This window comes from Streptomyces sp. NPDC005374 (assembly GCF_042872225.1).
In the GTDB taxonomy this organism is placed as follows: domain Bacteria; phylum Actinomycetota; class Actinomycetes; order Streptomycetales; family Streptomycetaceae; genus Streptomyces.
This window is the reverse complement of record NZ_JBIAKA010000029.1, coordinates 38,841-61,903: the sequence shown is the minus strand read 5'-3', so window position 1 is coordinate 61,903 and position 23,063 is coordinate 38,841. Positions and strand designations below refer to the sequence as shown.

15 protein-coding genes are annotated in these 23,063 nt (G+C 69.8%); 10 read left to right on the top strand and 5 right to left on the bottom strand.

Going from position 1 to position 23,063, the window contains the following annotated elements; all coding sequences use genetic code 11:
- Positions 1-121: 121 nt before the first annotated feature.
- A complete protein-coding gene (locus tag ACFYRX_RS44720; protein ID WP_389112915.1) occupies positions 122-817 on the bottom strand; it encodes an alpha/beta hydrolase in 696 nt (231 codons plus the stop codon).
- Between the two features lie 74 nt (positions 818-891).
- Between ACFYRX_RS44720 and ACFYRX_RS44715 the strand changes: the two genes are divergently transcribed.
- Positions 892-1,533, top strand: coding sequence for a TetR/AcrR family transcriptional regulator (locus ACFYRX_RS44715; protein ID WP_389112913.1), 642 nt, complete (start codon positions 892-894; stop codon positions 1,531-1,533).
- Between the two features lie 206 nt (positions 1,534-1,739).
- Here the strand turns inward: ACFYRX_RS44715 and ACFYRX_RS44710 are convergent, their stop codons facing one another.
- Positions 1,740-2,174 carry an ATP-binding protein gene (locus tag ACFYRX_RS44710; RefSeq protein ID WP_389112911.1) on the bottom strand — a complete coding sequence of 145 codons (435 nt, stop codon included), beginning with the start codon at positions 2,172-2,174 and terminating at the stop codon, positions 1,740-1,742.
- Between the two features lie 205 nt (positions 2,175-2,379).
- Here ACFYRX_RS44710 and ACFYRX_RS44705 point away from each other — a divergent pair, with 205 nt between their 5' ends.
- From ACFYRX_RS44705 to ACFYRX_RS44690, 4 genes are all read left to right on the top strand, one after another.
- Positions 2,380-2,745, top strand: a complete 366-nt coding sequence (locus ACFYRX_RS44705) for an STAS domain-containing protein (RefSeq protein WP_389112909.1) — start codon at positions 2,380-2,382, stop codon at positions 2,743-2,745.
- Positions 2,746-3,672: 927 nt separating this feature from the next.
- The gene (locus ACFYRX_RS44700; protein ID WP_389112908.1) at positions 3,673-7,950 is read left to right on the top strand and encodes a HAMP domain-containing protein; all 4,278 of its coding nucleotides are present in this window, start codon (positions 3,673-3,675) and stop codon (positions 7,948-7,950) included.
- A 53-nt stretch (positions 7,951-8,003) separates the two neighbouring features.
- Positions 8,004-10,487 carry a SpoIIE family protein phosphatase gene (locus tag ACFYRX_RS44695; RefSeq protein ID WP_389112906.1) on the top strand — a complete coding sequence of 828 codons (2,484 nt, stop codon included), beginning with the start codon at positions 8,004-8,006 and terminating at the stop codon, positions 10,485-10,487.
- A 65-nt stretch (positions 10,488-10,552) separates the two neighbouring features.
- Positions 10,553-11,830: a cytochrome P450 gene (locus ACFYRX_RS44690; protein ID WP_389112904.1), complete on the top strand. Its 1,278-nt coding sequence runs from the start codon at positions 10,553-10,555 to the stop codon at positions 11,828-11,830.
- 50 nt (positions 11,831-11,880) lie between these two features.
- Here ACFYRX_RS44690 and ACFYRX_RS44685 read toward each other — a convergent pair whose 3' ends face one another.
- Entirely contained in the window at positions 11,881-12,912 is a 1,032-nt protein-coding gene (locus tag ACFYRX_RS44685) for a hypothetical protein (protein ID WP_389112902.1), read from the bottom strand.
- A 544-nt stretch (positions 12,913-13,456) separates the two neighbouring features.
- On the opposite strand from ACFYRX_RS44685, the gene ACFYRX_RS44680 reads away from it, so the two are divergent.
- Complete coding sequence (locus tag ACFYRX_RS44680; RefSeq protein WP_389112901.1) at positions 13,457-15,142, top strand: ribonuclease J; 1,686 nt, start codon at positions 13,457-13,459, stop codon at positions 15,140-15,142.
- Between the two features lie 342 nt (positions 15,143-15,484).
- Positions 15,485-16,723: a PP2C family protein-serine/threonine phosphatase gene (locus ACFYRX_RS44675; RefSeq protein ID WP_389112899.1), complete on the top strand. Its 1,239-nt coding sequence runs from the start codon at positions 15,485-15,487 to the stop codon at positions 16,721-16,723.
- Positions 16,724-16,874: 151 nt separating this feature from the next.
- Here the strand turns inward: ACFYRX_RS44675 and ACFYRX_RS44670 are convergent, their stop codons facing one another.
- Positions 16,875-17,078, bottom strand: coding sequence for a cold-shock protein (locus ACFYRX_RS44670; protein ID WP_030303412.1), 204 nt, complete (start codon positions 17,076-17,078; stop codon positions 16,875-16,877).
- A 360-nt stretch (positions 17,079-17,438) separates the two neighbouring features.
- Here ACFYRX_RS44670 and ACFYRX_RS44665 point away from each other — a divergent pair, with 360 nt between their 5' ends.
- Positions 17,439-17,798: a hypothetical protein gene (locus tag ACFYRX_RS44665; protein ID WP_389112898.1), complete on the top strand. Its 360-nt coding sequence runs from the start codon at positions 17,439-17,441 to the stop codon at positions 17,796-17,798.
- Positions 17,799-17,988: 190 nt separating this feature from the next.
- On the opposite strand, the gene ACFYRX_RS44660 is transcribed toward ACFYRX_RS44665, so the two are convergent.
- Entirely contained in the window at positions 17,989-18,591 is a 603-nt protein-coding gene (locus ACFYRX_RS44660) for a TetR/AcrR family transcriptional regulator (RefSeq protein WP_389112897.1), read from the bottom strand.
- Between the two features lie 89 nt (positions 18,592-18,680).
- Between ACFYRX_RS44660 and ACFYRX_RS44655 the strand changes: the two genes are divergently transcribed.
- Both ACFYRX_RS44655 and rph read left to right on the top strand, forming a co-directional pair.
- Positions 18,681-19,820, top strand: a complete 1,140-nt coding sequence (locus ACFYRX_RS44655; RefSeq protein ID WP_389112895.1) for an acyl-CoA dehydrogenase family protein — start codon at positions 18,681-18,683, stop codon at positions 19,818-19,820.
- A gap of 410 nt (positions 19,821-20,230) precedes the next feature.
- Positions 20,231-22,825, top strand: coding sequence for a rifamycin-inactivating phosphotransferase (rph, locus tag ACFYRX_RS44650; protein WP_389112893.1), 2,595 nt, complete (start codon positions 20,231-20,233; stop codon positions 22,823-22,825).
- Positions 22,826-23,063 lie beyond the last annotated feature (238 nt).

Sequence of the window (23,063 nt, the reverse complement as noted above, 5' to 3'; positions counted from 1 at the left end):
GTCGGCTACGTCTGGGTGCGTACTGGGCGCCGTACTTGGCGAAGTGCCCGCCTGAAGCGCTCAGTTACAGCCGGTAGGCCCTCCGAAACCCCGCCGGGTCGTCCCCCGGCTCCGCCTGCCGTCACAGGCTCAGCAGGAGGTCCCCCACCGCGGCGGGCCGGGACAGGAACGGATGGTGGCCGGCGTCGAGTTCGACGACGCTGCCGGCCCGGCGGGCGAACTCGCGCTGCAGGCGGGCCGGGGTGCCCCGGTCCTGAGCGCAGACGAGGTACGTCGAGGGCACCTGCTGCCATGCGGCCGCCCCGACCGCCTGCCCGATCACCTGCACGCTCTGCCCGGCGAGACGGTCCACCGCCTGCGCCTGGACCTCGGGATCACAGTCGTGCAGGAAGGTGTCCACGAGCAGTTCGGGGCGGACCCCGAACGTGCCGGCGCCGGGGTCGACGTCGAGGAACGGGGCAGGGCCGCCGTCCCCGAACTCCGACAGGCTCTGCCCGACCTCGGGCAGGTAACTGGAGATCAGCAGCAGGTGCTGCACCGCGTCGATTCCCGCGGCGGCTTCCGCTGTGACGATGCCGCCGTAGCTGTGGGCGACCACGATGGTGGGCTCGTCGCCGTCCTGCAGTACCTGCCGTACCGCGGCCACGTCCTCGGGCAGACCAGGCCCACCGGCGCCACCGGGCCGGCCTGTCTCGCCGCAGCTCGGGAGTGCCGGGGCAACGCTCGCCACCCCTCGTTCCTGCAGGAGTTCGGCGGTGCGGTGCCACCACCATGACCCGTCCCGCACGCACGCCCCATGCACGAAAACGATCCTCATCGCTGCCTCCACGTCCGACCTGGTTCTCCGTCTCGACGATAGACGTAGCGTCAGTTACGTGAAAAAGTGGGGCAATGGGCAGACGACCTCAACCGCACATCAAGGAGAGGCTGCTCGATGCCTGCGCCGATCACGCGCTCGCGCACGGCCTCCCCGACCGGCTGGAACCGCTGGCCACCGCCACCGGAACCTCGGCCCGCATGCTGATCTACCACTTCGGTACCCGCGACGCCCTGCTGCGGGCCGTCCTCGGTCGTGCGCGGCAACGTCAACTCGACATGTTCGGCGACCTCCTGCGGGCGCGACCCGACGAGCCGTACACGACCACCCTGAACCGGGCCTGGACGTGCATCACCGGCTCGGACGGGCGGCCGTACCTGCGGATGTTCGGGCGGTTGCGCGAGAGTGCGGAGCAGCAGTTGTGGCCCGACTTCCGGCGCAGCGCGACGACCGACTGGCTCGGGCCGCTCGAGGACGGCCTGCGCAGCATCGGCAGGCCTGATCTCGCGACGCTCGTCCTCGCCGTCATTCGTGGGCTCATCATGGACCTCGACGCCACCGGCGACGTCACGCGCACCGACCGGGCCTTCCGCGAGTTCGTCGCCGTGGTCGAGCACCTGCCCAGCGGATCCCACTCGAGCGCCGACCGCCCGCAGGAGCGCGGCGACGGCAGCACGGTTGACGCGGCCGACACGGACATGGCGTCGGCCACATAGTGCTGCCGGGAGGCCCCCTCGCCGCCTGCTTGCCGAAGCCGAATCCAGGTGGCAGGGCAAGGGGGCGGCTGTGCACGACCTTGGTGCGGCGGCGTGGATCCGGCATCAGGCGTCGCGCCACTCCACGAGCTGCCCAGGCAGGCGAGCAGCGTCGGCCCGGGCCCACCCCTGGTGGAGCAGGCCCTCAGCCGTCGTCCAGTCGCTGTTCAGCTCTCGAAACCGAGCAGCGGATCGTCGAACAGCGCGAGCCGGACGGTGATGCGCTTGCCGACGGGCTCCCGCTCCACCTCGAAACTCTGCACGACTGCCATCACGATCTCCAGACCGTGCTGCCCCACCCGTCCGACGTCGGCCGCGCGGGCCAGCGGCAGTGCGGGATCGGTGTCCCATACGACGATCTCGAGCCTGCTGTCGACGATGCGCAGTTGCAACAGCACCGGGCCGGGCGCGTATTTCAGTGCGTTGGTGACCAGTTCGCTGACAACCAGCTGCGCCAGGTCCATGGTGCGGGCCGATACCGGCAGCCCGTGCTCGGACTGGGCCCGCGTCAGGAACGCCGAGGCCTGGCTCCGTGCGTCGGCGATGCAGCCGTACGCCCCGTCCAGTGCCACGGTTACCTCGGCAGGCGTGGCATCCGGCATCCGGGAACACTCCTCGGGCGGGACGGGCTCCCTGCTGACGATCTGCAATACCCCGTTCATGGCGGCGCATCTACCCGGCTTTTCGCGCACTACGCCTGAGCCGCGAGTAATGAATGCGCTCCTTGGGGGCATCACACGGGGATCGCGGGGCAGCGATGGCGACATGAACGTGGCACAGCCCCCACCGAGCGCGTGGAGGACGCAAGTGACAGAGAACCAGGAAGCAGTGGGTCGCGGCAGACTTTCCGTGGTCCGTACCGACACCGACGGGATCACCGTCCTCAGCGTCCACGGAGAGATCGACTACCAGACCGTGGGCGCCCTGACCCGGGCCATGTCCTCGGGGGACGCGGGCTCCGTGCACCGGGTCGTCGTCGACCTGAGCCAGGTCACGTTCATGGATTCCAGCGGCGTCAACGCCCTGATCCTCTCCTACCAGGCCGCGACGGCCGGGAGGGGGTGGCTGCGGCTCGCCGGGGTCCGCGGCGCCGTGCTGCGCACCCTGCAGCTGGTGGGCATAGACAGCGTCATCCCCTGTCGCCCGACCGTCCGGGATGCTCTCGTGGAGTGACCGACAGCGCCGGCGTTCGCCCGATGCGGCACCGATGCCCACCGATGCGTCCCGCAGCGCATCGGCGCACGTTCCGGCCATGGGCCGGGCGGGTTCAGGCCTTTCTCAGGGTGGTGGGCACGCAAGCCGCCGTCGAAACGAGGAGGCGTCCGCGTGCGGTGACGAACGCCGATCGAGGACCACCTGTAACTCGTGATCGTCACCGGCTCGCACAGGGCCGTCGGCGCCGAGGCGGGCCCCGGGCGACCACTGTGAGCCGAGCGTCGAGGAGCGGCTGGCGGCCCCCTACAGGCACGTACCTCGAAACAGGCCGGCTTCGGGCCCACGCGGCGGCCACTCGGCCCGGCGTGCCGTCTGCAGCCACCAGCCTCTCGGTGACCCGCGGTTTTACCGACTTCCCCTGCCCTCGGGTGTTGGTCGGGCCGCCGCTCTGGAGGAGGGTGCCATTGCGAGGAAGGTGACATTGCACGGCGGCCGGCCCGACAGCGGCGAGTGGCAGGCGACGCCGGACGAGGCCGCTCGCCGGCATGGCGCGTCGCGCCTGCGCACCACGGTGAGTACCCGAACGCCTCTCCTCGCAGCAGCCGGAACGGCCCCGGTCACTGCTCCTCCGGGGATCTGTCCGCACCGCAGGCGGCACGCTCCCCCGTCCTGGCAGAGCGTGCGCCACCGGCAGGACGCGGCCGAAGGAAATCTCACCGAGTACCCCCGTTCACCTGCACCATGCCGCTTTCCTTCTCGCTTTTTTCGCCCGGTTCGGCCTCCCGCGGCGAGCGTTGGTGACGGCTCTGCAACTGCGTTAATCTTCGACGGATTTCTCAGCGGGCATATTCGCAAACCGCGGGATCATCGCTGGTGAGCGGGCTCTTCATGGGCCCGGCGTGGTTCCGAGTCCTCGGGGTGGGGACTCTTGGGGACGGAACGAGGATGCGCATGAGCGGCAAGGCGACGGACGTCCAGGAGAGGGCGTCGGGCGAGCAGGAACTGCGGCAGTTGCTGGCGGGTCTGACCGCCGTGCGGGACGGCGACTTCGGTACCCGGCTGCCGTCCGACGGACAGGGGCTCCTCGGCGACATCGCCACGGTCTTCAACGGCATGGTCGACCAGTTGTCCGTGTTCACGTCGGAGGTCACCCGGGTGGCCCGCGAGGTGGGCACCGAGGGCACGCTGGGCGGTCAGGCGGAGGTGCCGGGGGTCTCCGGCACCTGGGCGGACCTCACCGACTCGGTCAACGCCATGGCGGGCAACCTGACCACGCAGGTCCGGGACATCGCCCAGGTGGCGACGGCGGTGGCCAAGGGCGACCTGTCCCAGAAGATCGACGTACCCGCGCGCGGGGAGATCCTCCAGCTCAAGGAGACCGTCAACACGATGGTCGACCAGCTGTCGTCGTTCGCGGCGGAGGTCACCCGCGTCGCCCGCGAGGTCGGCAGCGAGGGCCGTCTGGGCGGGCAGGCCCAGGTGCCCGGGGTCGGCGGTGTCTGGCGGGATCTGACCGACTCCGTCAACTTCATGGCGGGCAACCTCACCTCGCAGGTCCGCAACATCGCCCAGGTGACGACCGCTGTGGCGCAGGGCGACCTCTCCCAGAAGATCACCGTCGACGCCCGCGGCGAGATCCTCGAACTCAAGAACACCATCAACACCATGGTCGACCAGCTCTCCGCCTTCGCCGACGAGGTCACCCGCGTCGCCCGCGAAGTCGGCACCGAGGGCCGACTGGGCGGACAGGCGGACGTCAAGGGGGTGCGGGGCACCTGGCGCGACCTCACGGACTCCGTGAACTTCATGGGCGGCAACCTGACCGGACAGGTCCGTTCGATCGCCCAGGTCGCCACCGCGGTCGCGCAGGGCGACCTCTCCCAGAAGATCACCGTCGACGCCCGCGGCGAGATCCTCGAACTCAAGAACACCATCAACACCATGGTCGACCAGCTCTCCGCCTTCGCCGACGAGGTCACCCGCGTCGCCCGCGAGGTCGGCACCGAGGGCAATCTGGGCGGACAGGCGATCGTCCGGGGCGTGTCGGGGACCTGGAAGGACCTCACCGACAACGTCAACGTGATGGCGTCGAACCTGACCGGACAGGTCCGTTCGATCGCCCAGGTCGCCACCGCTGTGGCCCGTGGTGACCTCTCGCAGAAGATCACCGTCGAGGCCAAGGGCGAGGTCGCCGCCCTGGCGGACGTCATCAACACCATGGTCGACACGCTGTCCGCGTTCGCCGACGAGGTCACCCGCGTCGCCCGCGAGGTCGGCACCGAAGGACGGCTGGGCGGACAGGCGCACGTGCCGAACGTGGCCGGCACGTGGAAGGACCTCACGGACAACGTCAACTCGATGGCCAACAACCTCACCGGGCAGGTGCGCAACATCGCCCTGGTGACGACCGCGGTGGCCAACGGCGATCTGTCGAAGAAGATCGACGTCGACGCCCGCGGTGAGATCCTGGAGCTCAAGACCACCATCAACACGATGGTCGACCAGCTGTCGTCGTTCGCCGCCGAGGTCACCCGCGTCGCCCGCGAGGTCGGCAGCGAGGGGCGGCTCGGCGGACAGGCCGAGGTCGAGGGTGTCGAGGGCACGTGGAAGCGGCTGACGGAGAACGTCAACGAACTGGCCGGGAACCTCACACGGCAGGTCCGCGCGATCGCCGAGGTCACCAGTGCCGTCGCCGAGGGCGACCTGACCCGCTCGATCACCGTGGAGGCCTCGGGCGAGGTCGCCGACCTCAAGGACAACATCAACTCCATGGTGGAGTCCCTGCGGGAGACCACGCGGGCCAACCAGGAGCAGGACTGGCTCAAGACCAACCTCGCCCGTATCTCCAGCCTGCTGCAGGGCCACCGTGACCTGCCCGTGGTCGCCGAGCTGATCATGGACGAACTCACGCCGCTCGTCGCGGCCCAGTACGGCGCCTTCTACCTGGCCGAGGACTCCGAGCGCGGTCCGGAACTGCGGCTGGTGGGCTCGTACGGCTATCCCGACGACGAGGAGCGTCCCACCCGCATCCCCGTGGGACGGTCGCTGGTCGGCCAGGCGGCACGCAACCGCCGTCCGATCACCGTGGAGGAGCTGCCGGAGGGGTACGTCACCATCTCCTCGGGTCTCGGGCAGGCGGTCCCCAGTGCCCTGGTGGTGCTGCCCATCGTGGCCGAGGAACAGGTCCTGGGCGTCATCGAGCTGGCCTCCGTCAGCCGCTTCACCCAGATCCACCAGGACTTCCTGGCGCAGTTGATGCCGACCATCGGCGTCAACCTCAACACCATCGTGGCCAACGTCCGTACCGACGAGCTGCTGGACGAGTCCCAGCGTCTGACCGCGGAACTCCAGGCCAGGTCGGAGGAGTTGCAGGTCCAGCAGGACGAACTGCAGCGCTCCAACGCCGAACTCGAGGAGAAGGCCTCCCTGCTGGTCTCGCAGAACCGCGACATCGAGGCCAAGAACCTCCAGATCGAGCAGGCGCGGCAGGAACTGGAGACCCGGGCCCAGCAGTTGTCGCTGGCGTCCAAGTACAAGTCGGAGTTCCTGGCCAACATGAGCCATGAACTGCGCACCCCGCTCAACAGCCTGCTGATCCTGGCCCAGTTGCTGGCGCAGAACCCCTCGCGCAACCTCACCCCCAAGCAGGTCGAGTACGCGGGCATCATCCACTCGGCGGGCTCGGACCTGCTCCAGCTGATCAACGACATCCTCGACCTGTCGAAGGTCGAGGCCGGCAAGATGGACGTCACTCCCGAGCGGGTGCCGCTGCGCAAGCTTCTGGACTACGTCGAGGCGACGTTCAAGCCGATGACGACGCAGAAGAGCCTCGACTTCACGGTGGCCACCGCGCCCGGCACCCCGGCCGACCTGCTCACCGACGACTCCCGGCTGCGTCAGATCCTGCGCAACCTGCTGTCGAACGCGGTGAAGTTCACCGAGCAGGGCGGCGTGGAGCTGCGGATCGAACCCGCCGCCGACCGTGAGGTGCCCGCGGACGTGCACCGGGGCGGAGCGGTCGTGGCGTTCCGGGTCAAGGACACCGGCATCGGCATCCCCCAGCAGCAACTGGAGACGATCTTCGGGGCGTTCCAGCAGGCCGACGGGACGACCAGCCGCAAGTACGGCGGCACCGGCCTCGGCCTGTCGATCACCCGGGAGATCGCCCAGCTGCTCGGCGGCGCCGTCACCGTCGACAGCACACCCGGTCAGGGCAGCACGTTCACGCTGTATCTGCCGGTGGCGCGCGCCGACTTCGAGGAGCTGCTGGACGGGGGCCGGCCGGTGGAGCAGATCGACTCCCCCATCGCCTTCGAGAGCACGCCCGCGCCCCGCGCCCTCTCCGGTTCCGGACCGGCGTCCGAGCAGCGCAGGCGCCGTCTGCTGGTCATCGAGGAGCGCCCGCGCGGTCTGCTCACGCTGGTCGCGGAGCGGGCCGTCGCGGACATCACGCAGGACCCCGGTGATCCGCACGGGGCGATCGACATCATCACCGCCGTCGGCGCCCAGGAGGCGGCCGCCACCCTGGCGGCCGAACCCTGCCACTGCGTCGTCCTCGAACTCGGCATGCCCGACGACGAGGGCGCGGACTTCCTCGCCGCCATGGGCGGCGACTCCGCGCTCGCCAGCGTGCCCGTACTCGTCCACACCGGCCATCGCGTCGACCTCGCCCAGGAGCAGGCCCTGCGCTCCCGCGCCGGCGACCGGCCGCTGGACTTCCTCGCCAGCCTGGACGAACTGCGTGAGCGCATCACCCTGCACCTGTCGGCCGAACAGCCGGGCGACGTGCTGTCTCTGGTGCGCGCCGAGGACGGCCAGCGCCCCGCCGCGCAGGTCGTGGACGACTCCTTCGCCGGCCGCACGGTCCTCGTGGTCGACGACGACGCACGCAACCTCTTCGCCCTGAGCGGGGTGCTGGAACTGCACGGCTTCCATGTCCTGCACGCGGACAACGGCCGTAAGGGCATCGAGATGCTGCTCGCCCACCCGGACATCTCGCTGGTCCTGATGGACGTGATGATGCCGGAGATGGACGGCTACGCCGCCACCGCGGAGATCCGCACGATGCCCCGGTACGTGGAGCTTCCCATCATCGCCGTCACCGCGAAGGCGATGCCCGGTGACCAGGAGAAGAGCCTCGCGTCGGGCGCGAACGACTACGTCACCAAGCCCGTCGACACCAACGACCTCATCGCCCGCGTCCGAAGCTGGCTGCCCGCGTGACCACGTCCCGCACCCGCAGCGCCCATCAGCCGACCGCGTGAGGAACAGCCACCGTGAGTGATCTCCAGCAGCCGCTCGAACCGCAGGGCGCCCAGGCCCCGTGCGGCGGGCACTCCGTGCCGGGGGGCGAAGGACCGGCGGCCGGCGAACCGGCCGGGCCCGTCGATGCCCACGGTGAGGCGGATCTCGGCCAGACCTCCCCGGTCGGCCGGCTCGCGGCGACCGTGGAGCGGCTGCGCCGCGAAGTGCGGGAGGCGCAGGCCGAGGCGGACGGGCGCGCTCTGATCGAACTGGCCAAGGGCATCCTGGTCGAGCGGCTGAGGTGCGGGCCCGCACAGGCCGCGCGACAGCTCGCCGAACTCACCGCACAGGCAGGGGTGTCACCTCTCGAGTTCGCGGTCGAGGTCATCAACCAGGCCTCGCGCGACCGGCTCTCGGAGGTGACCACCGCCTTCCTGGCGACCACCGGGACGCACACCGGGGCCGCCGACCCCTCGGACAGCCCTTCCTCCGCCGTACGGCTACGGGCCGCCGAAAGCGGTGCGCTGGCCGCCCAGGACACCCAGTCCGTCGCCGACTCCCTGCTGGAGCACGCCCTGACCCCGCTGGGCGCGGAGGCGGTGGCCATCTGGGCGCTGGGAGCCGACGGTTCCCTCGCCCTGGCCGGCAGCGCCGGATTCTCCGCCGCCGAGGCCGAACGCTGGCGACATGTGCCGCCCGGTGTGGCGACCGTGGCGCGACGCGGACTCGCCGAGCGGACAGGGCACTGGGTCCGCAGTCTGTCCGAGACCGGCCTGCCCTCCATCGGCCGCGACCACCACCCCGACGGCGGCCGGGTCGCCGTACCGGCCGGGACCGGCGGGCGCATCCACGGAGTCCTGGAGATCTCCTGGCCCGTTCCGGTGGATCCTCCGCGCCCGCAGATCGTCCGCCAGATCGAGGCACTGGCCGAGCTGTGTGCACACACCCTGGAGACCTACACGGTCCACCCCGGCGACGTGAGCCCGGGTCCCGGAGTCCTGCCGGACGTCACCGAACTCATGGACCTGGCCGACGGCCTGCACGATCCGACCCTGGTCCTGGTACCGCACCTGGACGCGGACGGTGATCTGGTCGACTTCCGCATCCACCACGCCAACAGCCGCTTCCTGGACCCCGCCGGCCGGCCGCGCGGCGTGATCAACGGTGCCCTCCTGCTCGAGGCGTATCCGATGGCCGCGGGCCAGAGCGAGCTGTTCGAGCGCATCGAACGCGTCTACGCCACCGGCGAGCCCTACCGCGCCCGCCGCATGCGGCTCACCGCCCTGGTCGACGACGTCCCCCTCGCGGCGGTCGCCGACATCAACATCAGCCGCCACGGCGGCAGCGTCCTGCTCATCTGGCGCATCGAGGACGAGACGGCCCGGCTGGCGAGCCTCCTCCAGCACGCCCAGCGCCTGGGCCGCATCGGCGGCTTCGAGGAGAACCTCCTCACCGGCGAGATCACCTGGAACGGACAGCTCTACGAGCTCTACGGCAGGCCCGCCTCCAGCTCCCCCGTGTCCCTGGAGAACCTGCCCGCCCACGCCCACCCCGACGACGCCGTCGCCATCGGCCGCTTCGTCCGCACCGTCCTTCACCACCACCGTCCCGCGTCGGCGGCGTTCCGTCTGCAACGACCCGACGGAGTCACCCGCCACATCCGCGTCGTGGCCGAGCCGGTCCTCGACTCCGACGGCCAGGTGAACGTCCTGCGCGGCGCCTACCAGGACATCTCCGCCCACCACTGGACCGAGGTCGCCCTCGCGGCCACCCGTGACCAACTCGCCCACAGCGAGCAGCAGTCCAGCGAACGCAACCGGCTCGCCCTCCAGTTGCAGCACGCCATCATGCCCCCGGCCCAGGCGCCGCTGGAGGTTCCCGGACTGCAGGTGGCCGTGCGCTACCGCCCGGCGGAGACCCAGCACCTGGTAGGCGGTGACTGGTACGACGCGGTCGTGCTGCCGTCCGGCCTGGTGCTGCTGTGCGTGGGGGACGTCGCCGGGCACGGCATCGAGGCGGCCACCGGCATGGTCGTCCTGCGCAACGCGCTGCGCGGACTCGCCGTGACGGGCGCCGGGCCCGGCCAGCTGCTGTCCTGGCTCAACATGGTGACCCACCATCTGACGGGTTCCGTCACCGCCACAGCCGTCTGCGGCCTGTACGACCCCGACCTGCACACTCTTCGCTGGGCCCGGGCGGGCCATCTGCCGCCCGTCCTGGTGCGCGCTGCCGATGCGGCCCCGCTGCCGCTGGTCAAGGGTCTGCTGCTCGGCGCCATGCCGGAGGCCACGTATGAGGAGCACGAGGTACAGCTCGCCGTGGGCGACACCTTGCTGATGTACACGGACGGTCTGATCGAACGCCGTGACCGCTCCGTGGAGGAGTCGCTGGCCCAGCTCCTGACGGCCGCGCGCACCGGGCTGCCCGCACTCGACCACCAGCTGGACCGTCTGCTCACCCACAGCAAGTCGGACACCGACGACGACACCTGCATCGTGGGTATCCGCCTGGCCTGACCCGGTCGGCGCCGCCCCGGGCCGGGGCTCGTTTCCTCGCCGGGCCGGCGGGCACCCAGCCAGACATGAATCGCAGTCGCCGTCTTCCGCTCGCCGACAGTTCCCTCGCCGTCCTCGCCAAGGGGTACACCTGGCTGCCCGACCGCCGACGCCGTACCGACGGCCCCCTGGTACGCACCCGGGTCATGGGGCAGCACACCGTCTCCCTGCACGGTCCGCAGGCAGTGCGGTTCTTCTACGACGAACGGCACGTGGAGCGCGGTACGGCGCTTCCCGGACCGGTGCTGAGCACGCTGTTCGGCCACGGAGCCGTACACACCCTGGACGGACCGGCCCACCGCGTACGCAAGCAGATGTTCCTCTCCCTGCTCACGGCGCCGCAGGCGGTCGCGAGCCTGGTGGAACTCGTCGCCGCCGAGTGGGACGAGGCCGAGGCCGCGTGGTCCCGGCGGCCCTCGGTCGTGCTGTTCGACGAAGCGAGCAGGATTCTGACGCGAGGCGTCTGCCGGTGGGCCGGGATCCCTCTCGACGACTCCGAGCGAGCGGCTCAGGACCTGGTCGCCATGGTCGACGGCTTCGCCACCGTGGGGCCCCGCCACTGGCGGGCCCGCCGTGCCCGGGCCCGCTGCGAGGCATGGCTGGGACGCCTGGTCGAGGAGGTGCGGGACGGCAGCGTCAGTGCGGCGCCCGGCTCCCCGCTGGACGTGGTGGCCGGACACCGCGACCTCGACGGCCGGCTCCTGGACCCGCACACCGCCGCCGTCGAACTGCTCAACATCGTTCGCCCCACCGTCGCGGTCTGCTGGTTCGTCTCCTACGCCGGTCACGCCCTGCATCTGCACGCCGGGCCCGGCGTCCGGGAACGCCTGCGGGAGGACGACGCCTACGCCGTGGCGTTCGCCCACGAGTTGCGCCGTTTCTACCCCTTCGCCCCCTTCCTCGGCGGTCGGGCGGTCGCGGATCTGACCTGGCGGGGAGAGCCGATTCCGTCCGGTGCGCTGGTCCTGCTCGACCTGTACGGGCAGAACCACGATCCCTCCCTCTGGGACGAGCCGTACTCCTTCGAGCCGCAACGCTTCCTGGACCGGACGCCCCATCGAGACGACCTCGTCCCCCAGGGCGGGGGTGACCCCGCCACCGGTCACCGCTGCCCCGGCGAGGACATCACGGTCGCACTGCTGCGGGCCTTGGGGCCGCGCCTGGCCCGGCTGGAGTACGGCGTGCCCCGGCAGGATCTGCGGATCCCGCTGAATCGCATACCGGCACGGGTCCGCAGTGGCTTTGTGATCGCGGCCGTCCGTGTGCCCACAGGGGTTCGCGGATCGCGAGAGTCGGTGGGCTGAGGACCGAGCGCCTGCACCGGCGGGGCCACAGCGGATGGAGACCGGACGACCTATTGGATGCTCCAGCGGTGCGGATGCCGGGGATCGTCGGGGCAGGCGAATATGTTGAGCTCGCCCCAGCGACCCACAGTGACCATTGTGGGGGTGGCAGAACGGTGAGCGGGCCGGCTCCGGTCCTCCAGCGGTTTCCAGCTGCGGCTGCCGCCGTCCCACTCCGAACTGTCGACGGTCAACAGCAGGTGCATCGGTGTCGCGCAGGTCAGGCAGTCCATGGCGTACGGGTCGGTCGCATGCCAGGAGGCGAAGCCGCCCACCCGCCAGCCGGGCGGGATGGACAGGTCGTACTGATAGCCGAGCGGCTCTGTCGTGCTTGCACCCGCCGTCTGCTCGGCTTCCTCCTCAAGGGCTACGTCCCACGCGTCGAGCCGGTCGCACAGTTCCTCGGGCAGAAGGCCGGCGAACGGGTAGGTGACCATCTGCTCCGGGTGCAGCACACAGGGCTCGGGCACGAAGCCCTCGTACCCGACGACCAGCGGCTGCGGTGGCTCGTTCAGCACCGCACCGACCTCCCACGACCGCCGCCAGCGCAGGTGCAGCGCCAGGTCGTACCGGCCCGGGCCGTGCGCGTCGAAGGGACACCAGAACACTTGAAGCAGATCGCAGTCATCCGGCCCCGCCGGCAGGTCGGGCACATCCCGCCGGTACAGCTGCGCGAGGCCGATCATCGGCAGCGGATCGGTGTCGGACACCCCGGGGATCCGATGCTTCCGGTACAGCTCGCCCAGAAGCTCCCGCTCATCGTCCGTGGGGCCGGGATCCTGCTCGCGGGCCCACGCGAGAGCCAGAACCTGCCGATAGCGACGGATGTCGGCCGGGCGTCGGCCATGCCCACGGCCGTGAACCTCGCCGCACAGCGGCCACGGCTCGTCCGCCGGCCACAGCATAGGACCGCCCACGGAACTGGCCGACGGGTCCGTTCTGCCCGGCCGCGGATGGAGTCGGGTCACCGTCCCCCGAAAGGCCGCCAGTTCCGGGAAGAACGCCTCGACATCGAGAGGGCGCGGGGGCGTGGTCCTCGTCATGGACGCGACCTTAGACGCCTCCTGACAGCACCGGTCGGCGCGCCCCCGGCAACCACCCCGATCGCACGCTGCTCACAGGCGGATAGTGAACCGGCCGTCGGGCATTTCCGTAGCCGACCGCGGTCAGTCGGTCCGGCCGGCCTCCCGCCCGTACGCTGACGTCAACTCCGAGCATCTCGCCGCCCTGCCGCGTCATGACCCGTCCGGCGGTCTGTCGCACGGCCGGCGGCGAGGACGTACTGGTGGTCCGGCGGGAGCACGATCTCCTCCACCCCGGCTCGCGGTACGGCACCAGCATCCCCGCCCGCCCCCGCCCACCTTCCCTGGTATCGGCTGTCGGCGCGGCCGAGGCACGGACGAGATCGTCTGGCGCCGCCCACGGACACCAAAGCCGGCGGCGCTGCATCGCCAGTCGTCCAGGGCACCGGTCTACTGCTTCATCTCACCGATTGATCCCGGTTTTCCGGCATCGGCCCACGCCGATTCGCCGCAGAACACAGGGGCAATGGATCACCGCGTCCCACTCTCCGGGTACCGTCAAGGTATGAGTCATCCGCACCCCGAACTGAAAGCCGCCCCGCCTCTTCCCGAGGGAGGGCTGCGGGTCGTTGCCCTGGGCGGCCTGGGTGAGATCGGCCGCAACATGACGGTCTTCGAGCACGCCGGCAAGTTGCTGATCGTCGACTGCGGCGTGCTGTTCCCCGAGGAGACCCAGCCCGGCGTGGACGTGATCCTGCCGGACTTCACCTCGATCCGGGACCGGCTGGACGACGTCGTGGCCATCGTCCTCACCCACGGCCACGAGGACCACATCGGCGGCGTGCCGTACCTGCTGCGCGAGCGGCGCGACATCCCCGTCGTCGGTTCCAAGCTGACGCTGGCGTTCCTGGAGGCCAAGCTCAAGGAGCACGGCATCCGTCCGCGCGCGGTGCGGGTGCGGGAGGGCGACCGGCGCGGGTTCGGGCCCTTCGACTGCGAGTTCGTGGCGGTCAACCACTCCATCCCGGACAGCCTCGCGGTCGCGATCCGCACCGGTGCCGGGATGGTGCTGCACACCGGCGACTTCAAGATGGACCAGTTCCCGCTCGACGAACGCATCACCGACCTGCGCGCTTTCGCCCGCCTCGGCGAGGAGGGCGTGGATCTCTTCCTCACCGACTCCACCAACGCCGAGGTACCCGGCTTCACCACCTCCGAGCGTGAGCTGAACCCCGCGATCGAGCAGGTGATGCGCACCGCGCCGCGCCGCGTCATCGTCTCCAGCTTCGCCAGCCATGTGCACCGCATCCAGCAGGTCCTGGACGCCGCCCACCAGCACGGCCGTAAGGTCGCCTTCGTCGGCCGGTCGATGGTCCGCAACATGGGAATCGCCCGTGACCTGGGATATCTGAAGGTTCCGTCGGGTCTGGTCGTGAGCACGAAGGAGCTGGAGAAGCTCCCGGACCACAAGATCACTCTGGTGTGCACCGGTTCCCAGGGCGAGCCGATGGCCGCGCTGTCCCGGATGGCCAACCGCGACCACGTGATCCGCATCGGCAAGGGCGACACCGTCCTGCTCGCCAGTTCCCTCATCCCCGGCAACGAGAACGCCATCTACCGGGTGATCAACGGCCTGACCCGGTGGGGCGCCCACGTGGTCCACAAGGGCAACGCCAAGGTGCACGTCTCGGGACACGCCAGTGCCGGCGAACTCGTCTACTGCTACAACATCGTCAAGCCCCGCAACGTCATGCCCGTGCACGGCGAATGGCGCCACCTGCGGGCCAACGGCGATCTCGCCATCCGGACCGGCGTCGATCCCGACCGGGTCGTCATCGCGGAGGACGGCGTCGTGGTCGACCTCGTCGACGGGCGCGCGTCCATCACCGGCAAGGTTCCCGCCGGCAACGTCTACGTGGACGGTATGGAGGTCGGCGGCGCCACCGAAGCGTCCCTCAAGGACCGCCTCACTCTCGCTTCCGAGGGCGTGGTCACGGTGGTGGCGATCGTCGACGCGGACACGGGCGCCCTCGCCGAGGCGCCCGACTTCCTGGCCCGCGGGTTCGTCCACGACGACGCCACTTTCGAGCCGGTCATCCCGGTGATCGAGAAGACGCTGGCCACCGCGGCCGAGGAAGGGGTCGGGGACGCGCGCCAACTCGAACAGCTTCTCGCCCGTGCCGTGGCCAACTGGGCGTTCCGCACCCACCGCCGCAGGCCTCTCATCATCCCGGTCATCATCGACGCCTGAGCCACAGCCCGGCAGCACGGTCTCCGGTCCCGTGCCCGACCCGCGATTTCCGGAGTCGGGCACGGGAGGCCGGAGCCTTTCGAGACGATCCCCGCCCGCCTGCGCACCGCTCGCATCCGCCGCAGGGGAGCCCGGAGCCGGGTCGACAGGAATACCGTTGAGCGGCGCTGCGGTGCAATAACATCTCCCCCGCACCGGGCTTGACGCGGGCCCCTCGCGCATCCGGTACGGAACCCTGAGCACCACGAGCGGCGAGGAGCCACCGTGACCGTATGCGGGCCTGACGGAGAGGGTGGGCCGACCCCTCGTGATCCGCAGAGCGGCAATGGCCAGGGCAGGGGGATGACGCTGGCGGGGATGCTGGCGGCGGCAGAGAGCGCCGCACCCGTGGAGTCGCTCGACGTGGTCGCGCGCATACTCAAGGAGCATCTGGGGGCCGCGTCGGTGTCGTTCCTCATCACCGACTTCACCGGCGGCTCGGTCGTACGGCTGGGGGCGGCGGGCAGCGTCGAGACCGACAAACCCGCCCAGCGCATCCCGCTACGAGGAACCCTGTACGACGATGTGATCCGCACCCAGCGGCCGAGCGTGGAGAACGTGGGCGAGGGTTCACTGGTTCGGATCGTCGCCCCGGTGACCAACCGCGGGGACGCCATCGGGCTCCTCGAACTGTTCCTGCCGACGGTGCCGGGCGCGGAGGTGATGAGGGAGATCGGCGAGGCCGCGCACGCCCTGGCGTACATCGTCATCGCGAACCGGTCCTTCACCGACGTGTACCAGTGGGGTCGCCGTACGGTTCCGCTGAGCCTGGCCGCGGAGATCCAGCACCGGCTGCTCCCGGCGTCGCTGACTTCCGAGGCCGCCCAGTTCGCGGTGGCCGGGGCGCTGGAGCCGGCGGACCATGTCGGGGGCGACACCTTCGACTACGTGATCGACCGGGACACGGTCCAGCTCTCTGTCACGGACGCCATGGGACACGATGTCGACGCCGCGCTGCTGGCCACTCTCCTGGTGGGTGCCCTGCGCCGGGCGCGGCGAGCCGGTGCTGACCTCGCCGAACAGGCCCACGAGGCCGACCGGGCGATGCGCGAGCACGGCCGTGACAGTTACGTCACCGGTCAGCTCCTGCGTATCAGCCTGATCGACGGCACGACCGAGTTCATCAACGCCGGACATCCATGGCCGCTGCGGATGCGGGACGGACAGGTGCGGGAGATCACTCCGAAGGTCGATATGCCGTTCGGCTTCCATGCCCCTCACGGCTACCGGGTCCAGTCGCTGGACCTGCGTCCGGGCGACCGGCTGGTGATGCTGACCGACGGCATGCTGGAGCGCAACGCCAAACGGGTCGATCTGTCGGACCTGATCGTCCGCACCCGTGGGCTGCATCCGCGTGAGGCCGCTCGCATCCTCATCTCGGCGGTCGTCGACGCCCACCAAGGCCACCTGCTGGACGACGCGACCGTCATGTGCCTGGACTGGCACGGCGTCGGCCACTCGCAGCGGGACGCGGACACCGGCGCCAACCTCGGCAAAGCCTCCGCCGCGTCGCGGGCGGGGCGGCGCAGTCCCGCGGGATGACTCGCGGCGGTCGTCGAACGCCCGCCGCGTCCGGCTTCGGGCCGGCCCGCCCGTCAACAGATCGGGGCCGCGCAGCGATGGCTGCGCGGCCCCGATCCTGTGCACGCCGATTGCACGCGTCGCGCGCGACCGCCCGGGCAGGGTTGGGAGGTCAGGCCGGGGTGATGTTCTCGGCCTGCGGGCCCTTCTGACCCTGGGTGACGTCGAACGTCACGACCTGGCCCTCCTGGAGCTCGCGGAAGCCCGAGGAGTTGATCGCGGAGTAGTGCGCGAAGACGTCCGGACCGCCGCCGTCCTGGGCGATGAAGCCGAAGCCCTTCTCAGCGTTGAACCACTTCACAGTTCCCGTTGCCATGTCATATGCCTTCCAGTCGGTGAACGCCTTCCCACTCCATGTGGCAGGCGGAGGTGATCGCCCTGGTCCCTGCGGCACAGCACAGCAAAACGCCCACACCAAAGGCGCGGGCTAGAGGGAACTCCGAACCACGACAGCTGACGCAGACGCTACACGGCCGCACACCGCGTCACCATAGGAAACGATCACTCCGCATACCGAGTCCGTGCGGCTGTGCCCGCCGAATCGGACGTACACCCTCATCTCATGCTGGCGCCGCGCGTACATGTGTCGGCAGCCGCCTCGGCCGACCCGGGCCGACCGCCTTGCCGGTTGCGGAACTGGTCAGCGACCGGACGGCCGGTAAATATAATCTCGGTCATGCCGAAGCCTGACGAACTGCTCGTTGACATCGCCACCCTGGTGGAGTCCGAACACAGCAATCAGATGTCCCTGACCGTAGTCACCGGTGGCGCCGTCATCACCGGTCGGCTGGCTCCCGAAGCAGTGTGGCGGCAAAGGGTGTCGGACGTGCTGATGGATTCCGCCCGCTTGGGCGAGTTCTCCGCGGTCTTCGGTACCCCGGCGAAGAAGGACGGACCGCCCACTCATCTGCACTTCCATGTCGCCCGGATCCTGCAGGGCACGGTAGGCATCCCGGAGACGGGCGGGATGTACCGCGTGGCGATCGAGGACGTCAGCGCCTGGACCATGGGCGACTTCAGCTACTCCGACCGCTGAGCGGTCCTCGGTCACCCCGTGCCGGGGTGCCGATCATCGTGGAGGCCTGCTGAAGCGGGCCGCGCATACGTAGGGGTACGGCGGACGACGCCGAGCAGCGTCACCGCTGGAGAACTTCGGCGGCGCTGACGTCACGGCGATTACTGCCGCGTCGGAACCGTACCCCTGACGTGTGGGCCCGGCGACGCGCCTAACGGGCCAGACCGCGCAGCAGGAGTTCGGAGAGCTGGGCATAGGCCTCGGCGTCGCCGAGGCCTGTGGCCACGGTGACCCGACGCTGCTGGATCCGGACCATCACCGAGGTGATGACGTCGGCGGCGAAGGCCACGTGCACATCGCGGAACACGCCCGCCGCGACGCCTTCGTCGATCAGCTCCTCCACCCGGCGTGCGGCCGCCCGCGTGTTCCGCTCGTAGACCTCCGCCGCGGGCTCGAACGCGGCCACATCGTCGAAGAACCGCGGAGACAGAGGACTGAGCTCCGCAGCCACGGCGTGCAGATAGGCCGCCAGCCGGGCCGCCGGATCGCCCTCGGCGGCCAAGGCCGCCTCGACTCGTTCCGTGGCCCCCCGGAAGAAGTGCACCACCGCGGTCCGGACCAGTTGTTCCTTGCTGCCGGCCAGCCCGTACAGGGTGCGCTTCGAACAGCGCAGACGTGCCGCGAGGTCGTCCAGGGTGAAGTGGACGAAGCCTTCCTCGGTCAGCAGCGCCACGAGCGCCTCGAACAGCTCGGAACGCCGGGCGGCACCCCGGCCCGCGGACCTGGGGCCGGTGGAGACGGAGGCCTTGATCATCCGGCCAGTATCCCAGGCGTGACAACCAGCCCCTGACGGCTATCCTAAGCGGTACTGGCGTACCTCTCCGAGTACCGTTTGGAGCCTCGATGACCGTCGACCGCATGCTTCCCACTCAGGAGGCCGAGGACTTGATCGCCCTGACTCGCGAACTCGCCGAGAAAGAACTGGGCAAGCGCGTCGAGGAGCACGAGGCCGACGAGGCGTACCCCGAGGGCCTGTTCGCCGTTCTCGGCCGGGCCGGTCTGCTGGGCCTGCCCTACCAGGAGGAACACGGCGGCGGAGGCCAGCCGTACGAGGTGTACCTGCAGGTCCTGGAGGAACTGGCGAGCCAGTGGGCCGCGGTCGCCGTGGCCACCAGCGTCCACACGCTCGCCTGCCACCCCCTGCACTCCTTCGGCACCCGGGCACAGAAGGAAAGCCTGCTGCCCCGGATGCTCGCCGGCGAACTCCTCGGCGGCTACAGCCTCTCCGAGCCGCAGGCCGGCTCGGACGCGGCGGCCCTGGCCTGCAAGGCCGAACGCATTGCCGGGGGCTACCGCATCACCGGGACCAAGGCGTGGATCACACACGGCGGCAAGGCCGACTTCTACGCCCTCTTCGCCCGCACCGCGCCGGGCAGCCAGGGGATCTCCTGCTTCCTGGCCCCGGGTGCCACCGAGGGCCTCTCGTTCGGGCGACCCGAACGCAAGATGGGACTGCACGCCATCCCGACCACCTCGGCCATGTGGGACGGCGCTCTCATCGACGCCGACCGGTTGATCGGCGCCGAGGGCCAGGGCCTGGAGATCGCGTTCAGTGCCCTTGACAGTGGTCGGCTCGGCATCGCGGCGTGCGCCACCGGGCTCGCCCAGGCGGCCCTGGACACAGCCGTCGCCTACGCCAACGAACGCACCACCTTCGGCCGCAGGATCGTCGACCACCAAGGGCTGGGCTTCCTCCTCGCGGACATGGCGGCGGCGGTGGACTCCGCTCGCGCCACCTACCTGGACGCCGCCCGGCGCCGCGACCTCGGTCGCCCTTTCAGCCGCCAGGCCAGCGTCGCCAAACTGGTGGCCACAGACGCCGCGATGAAGGTCACCACTGACGCGGTCCAGGTACTGGGTGGATACGGCTACACCCGCGACTTCCCCGTCGAGCGCTATATGCGCGAGGCGAAGATCATGCAGATTTTCGAGGGAACGAACCAGATCCAGCGGCTGGTCATCAGCCGCCATCTCGCCGACTGACACCCAGAAGGTGCTTCTCCGAGGGCAGCAAACGACAAAGGCAAGGAGAGGGATCTCCTTGCCTCTCCCAAGTTATAGCGCACTGGGGGGCTTGCGGCAAGGCCCGGGTGACGGCGCAGAATCGTCGGCCGAGGCCACAAGCTGCGGAAATGAGGGCACTACGTGCGCGTGCTGTTGTCGGCGTATGGAAATGGGAAATGCGGTGACGTCGGACCAGTGGTCGAACCGGTAGTGAGGTTGCAGATGCTCGGCGGGGGCGTTCAGGGATGCGTGCCGGCGCCCGGCTCGAAGGATGGAGCGCAACCAGGGGTGAGGACGTGCCGGACATCGGGTTCGACGGAGTGGGAGGCGCCGGTGATGCGATCGGCCACCGCAGTGCGATGGAGCACGGCTGCCCAGGAGGTGTCCCGGTGAGCGAGCAGTTCGTGCTGGATCTTCAGGATGTCGACGAGACGCAAATCGCGGTCGTCGGCGGCAAGGGCGCCCACCTGGGCGGGCTGTCGCGGATCGAAGGCGTCCGCGTGCCGGACGGCTTCTGTGTGACGACGGACGCGTTCCGACGGCTCATGGTGGAAGCACCCTCGATCGACGATCAGCTCGAGCAGCTGTCGCGAACGAACCCGGACGACCGGGAGGCGATCCACACACTGAGCGCGCGGATTCGCCGGACCATCGAAGGGGTCGCCATGCCGGACGATCTCGCGACGGCGATCACTCGCGCGCTGGCCCGGTTCGGCGAACAGGCCGCCTACGCCGTGCGATCCAGCGCGACGGCGGAGGACCTGCCGACGGCCTCCTTCGCCGGCCAGCAGGACACGTACCTGAACGTCATGGGACCGACGGCGATCCTCCAGCACGTCAGCCGGTGCTGGGCCTCGCTGTTCACCGAGCGCGCCGTGACCTACCGTCAGCGCAACGGAATCGACCACCGTGCGGTCCATATGTCCGTGGTCGTGCAGCGGATGGTCTTCCCGCACGCGGCCGGCATCCTGTTCACGGCCGACCCCGTCACGGGCAACCGCAAGGTCGCCACCGTGGACGCGGGCTTCGGCCTCGGTGAGGCGCTGGTCTCCGGCCTGGTGAACCCGGACATCTTCAAGGTGCGGGAAGGCGAGGTCGTAGCCAGGACGATCGCCGCCAAACAGCGTGCTGTTCACGCCCTGCCGGGCGGCGGTACGCGGGAAGTCGCGGTCGACTCGGAGCGGCAGGAGCAGCCTTCACTGACGGATGCGCAGGTCGTACGGCTCGTTCAGCTGGGACGGCGGATCGAAGCGCACTTCGGCCGCCCTCAGGACGTCGAGTGGTGCCTGGTCGATGACGGCTTCCAGATCGTGCAGAGCCGGCCGATCACGACGCTGTTCCCCATCCCCGAGGCCGAGGACCAGGAGAATCACGTCTACGTCTCCGTCGGCCATCAGCAGATGATGACCGACGCCATGAAGCCCCTGGGGCTCTCCATGTGGCAGTTGACGGCCATGGCGCCGATGCACAAGGCGGGCGGGCGGCTCTTCGTCGATGTCACCCGGCGTCTGGCCTCACCCTCGAGCCGTGCCGGTCTCCTGGACCTCATGGGGAAGGGCGATCCCCTGGTCAGGAATGCTCTGGAGACCGTCCTCGCCGAGGATTTCGTCCCGTTGCTCCCGGACACGGGTACCGGCGGGCCACCAGCAGGCGGTGCGCCCACTCCGGCCGAGGCCGATCCCGCCATCGTGAGCGAGCTGATCGAGCGCAGTCAGGTGTCCAACGCCGCCTTGGAGCGCGACATCCGGACGAAGACCGGGCCCGCGTTGTTCGACTTCCTCTCGGAGGCCTTCGGGGAACACAAGCGCGTGCTCAGTGATCCGCCGAACCTCGAGGCGATCATGGCGGGGATGGAGGCCACGTGGTGGCTCAACGACAAGCTGCAGAAGTGGCTGGGCGAGAAGAACGCGGCTGACACGCTCACGCTGTCCGCTCCCGACAACGTCACCTCGGAAATGGGACTGGCACTGCTCGACGTCGCCGACGTGATCCGCCCGTGGCCGGAGGTGGTGGCGTTCCTGCAGGGCGTCGAGGACGAGGACTTCCTGGACGAGCTGGCGAAACTCCCGGGCGGGGCCGAAGCACGCGACGCCGTCGAGGGCTACCTCGACCGGTACGGCATGCGCTGCGTCGGCGAGATCGACATCACCAGGCCACGTTGGCGCGAGCGCCCCGCCACGCTCGTGCCCTTGATCCTCGACAACGTCAGGAACTTCGAGCCGGGCGCCGCCGGGCGGCGCTTCGAAGAGGGGCGGCTGAAGGCTCAGAAGAAGGAACAGGACGTCCTGTCACGCCTGCGGGCCCTGCCGGACGGGGCCCGGAAAGCCGACGACACCAAGCGGATGATCGACCAGGTCCGCGCCTTCGTCGGATACCGGGAGTACCCGAAGTACGGCATCGTCAGCCGCTACTTCATCTACAAGAAGGCCCTGCTGGCGGAGGCCGACCGCCTTGTACAGGCAGGTGTGCTCGCTGAGCGGGAGGACGCCTTCTACCTCATCTTCCAGGAGTTCCATGACGCCGTGCGCTCGAACCAGGTGGATGACAGGCTCATCCAGCAGCGCAAGGACGCCTTCCGGTCGTACCAGGCGCTCACACCGCCGCGGGTGCTCACCTCGGACGGCGAAGCACTGACGGGGGCGTACCGGCGTGACGACGTGCCGGCCGGTGCCCTGGTCGGCCTACCGGTTTCCGCGGGGACCGTCGAGGGACGGGCCCGCGTCATCCTGGACATCGCGGAGGCCGAACTCGAAACGGGCGACATCCTGGTCACGACCTTCACGGACCCAAGCTGGTCGCCGCTGTTCGTCGGGATCGCGGGGCTGGTGACGGAGGTGGGCGGCCTGATGACCCATGGCGCGGTGATCGCCCGGGAGTACGGCCTGCCTGCCGTCGTGGGTGTGGAGCAGGCCACCCGACTGATCCGGGACGGCCAGCGGATCCGCGTGCACGGAACCGAGGGGTACATCGAACTGCTGCCTTGACCTGCCATGAGAACGCCGTACGGCACAACCGCGCAGGTGGACAGCTGTGCATCCGTACGGGATCCGACGCGGACGGCTGTCCCTTCATCGAGACCGGGAACGACGGCGTCACCGCCGTCGCCACGGCCCACGACGGCCGCATCACCTCACGCGCCAGGGCCGACGGCGGTCTGATCGTGCGGGTCACCTTCCCCGGGAGGGAACATCAGGTTCCTGCGGTCCACGCAGAACCAACGGA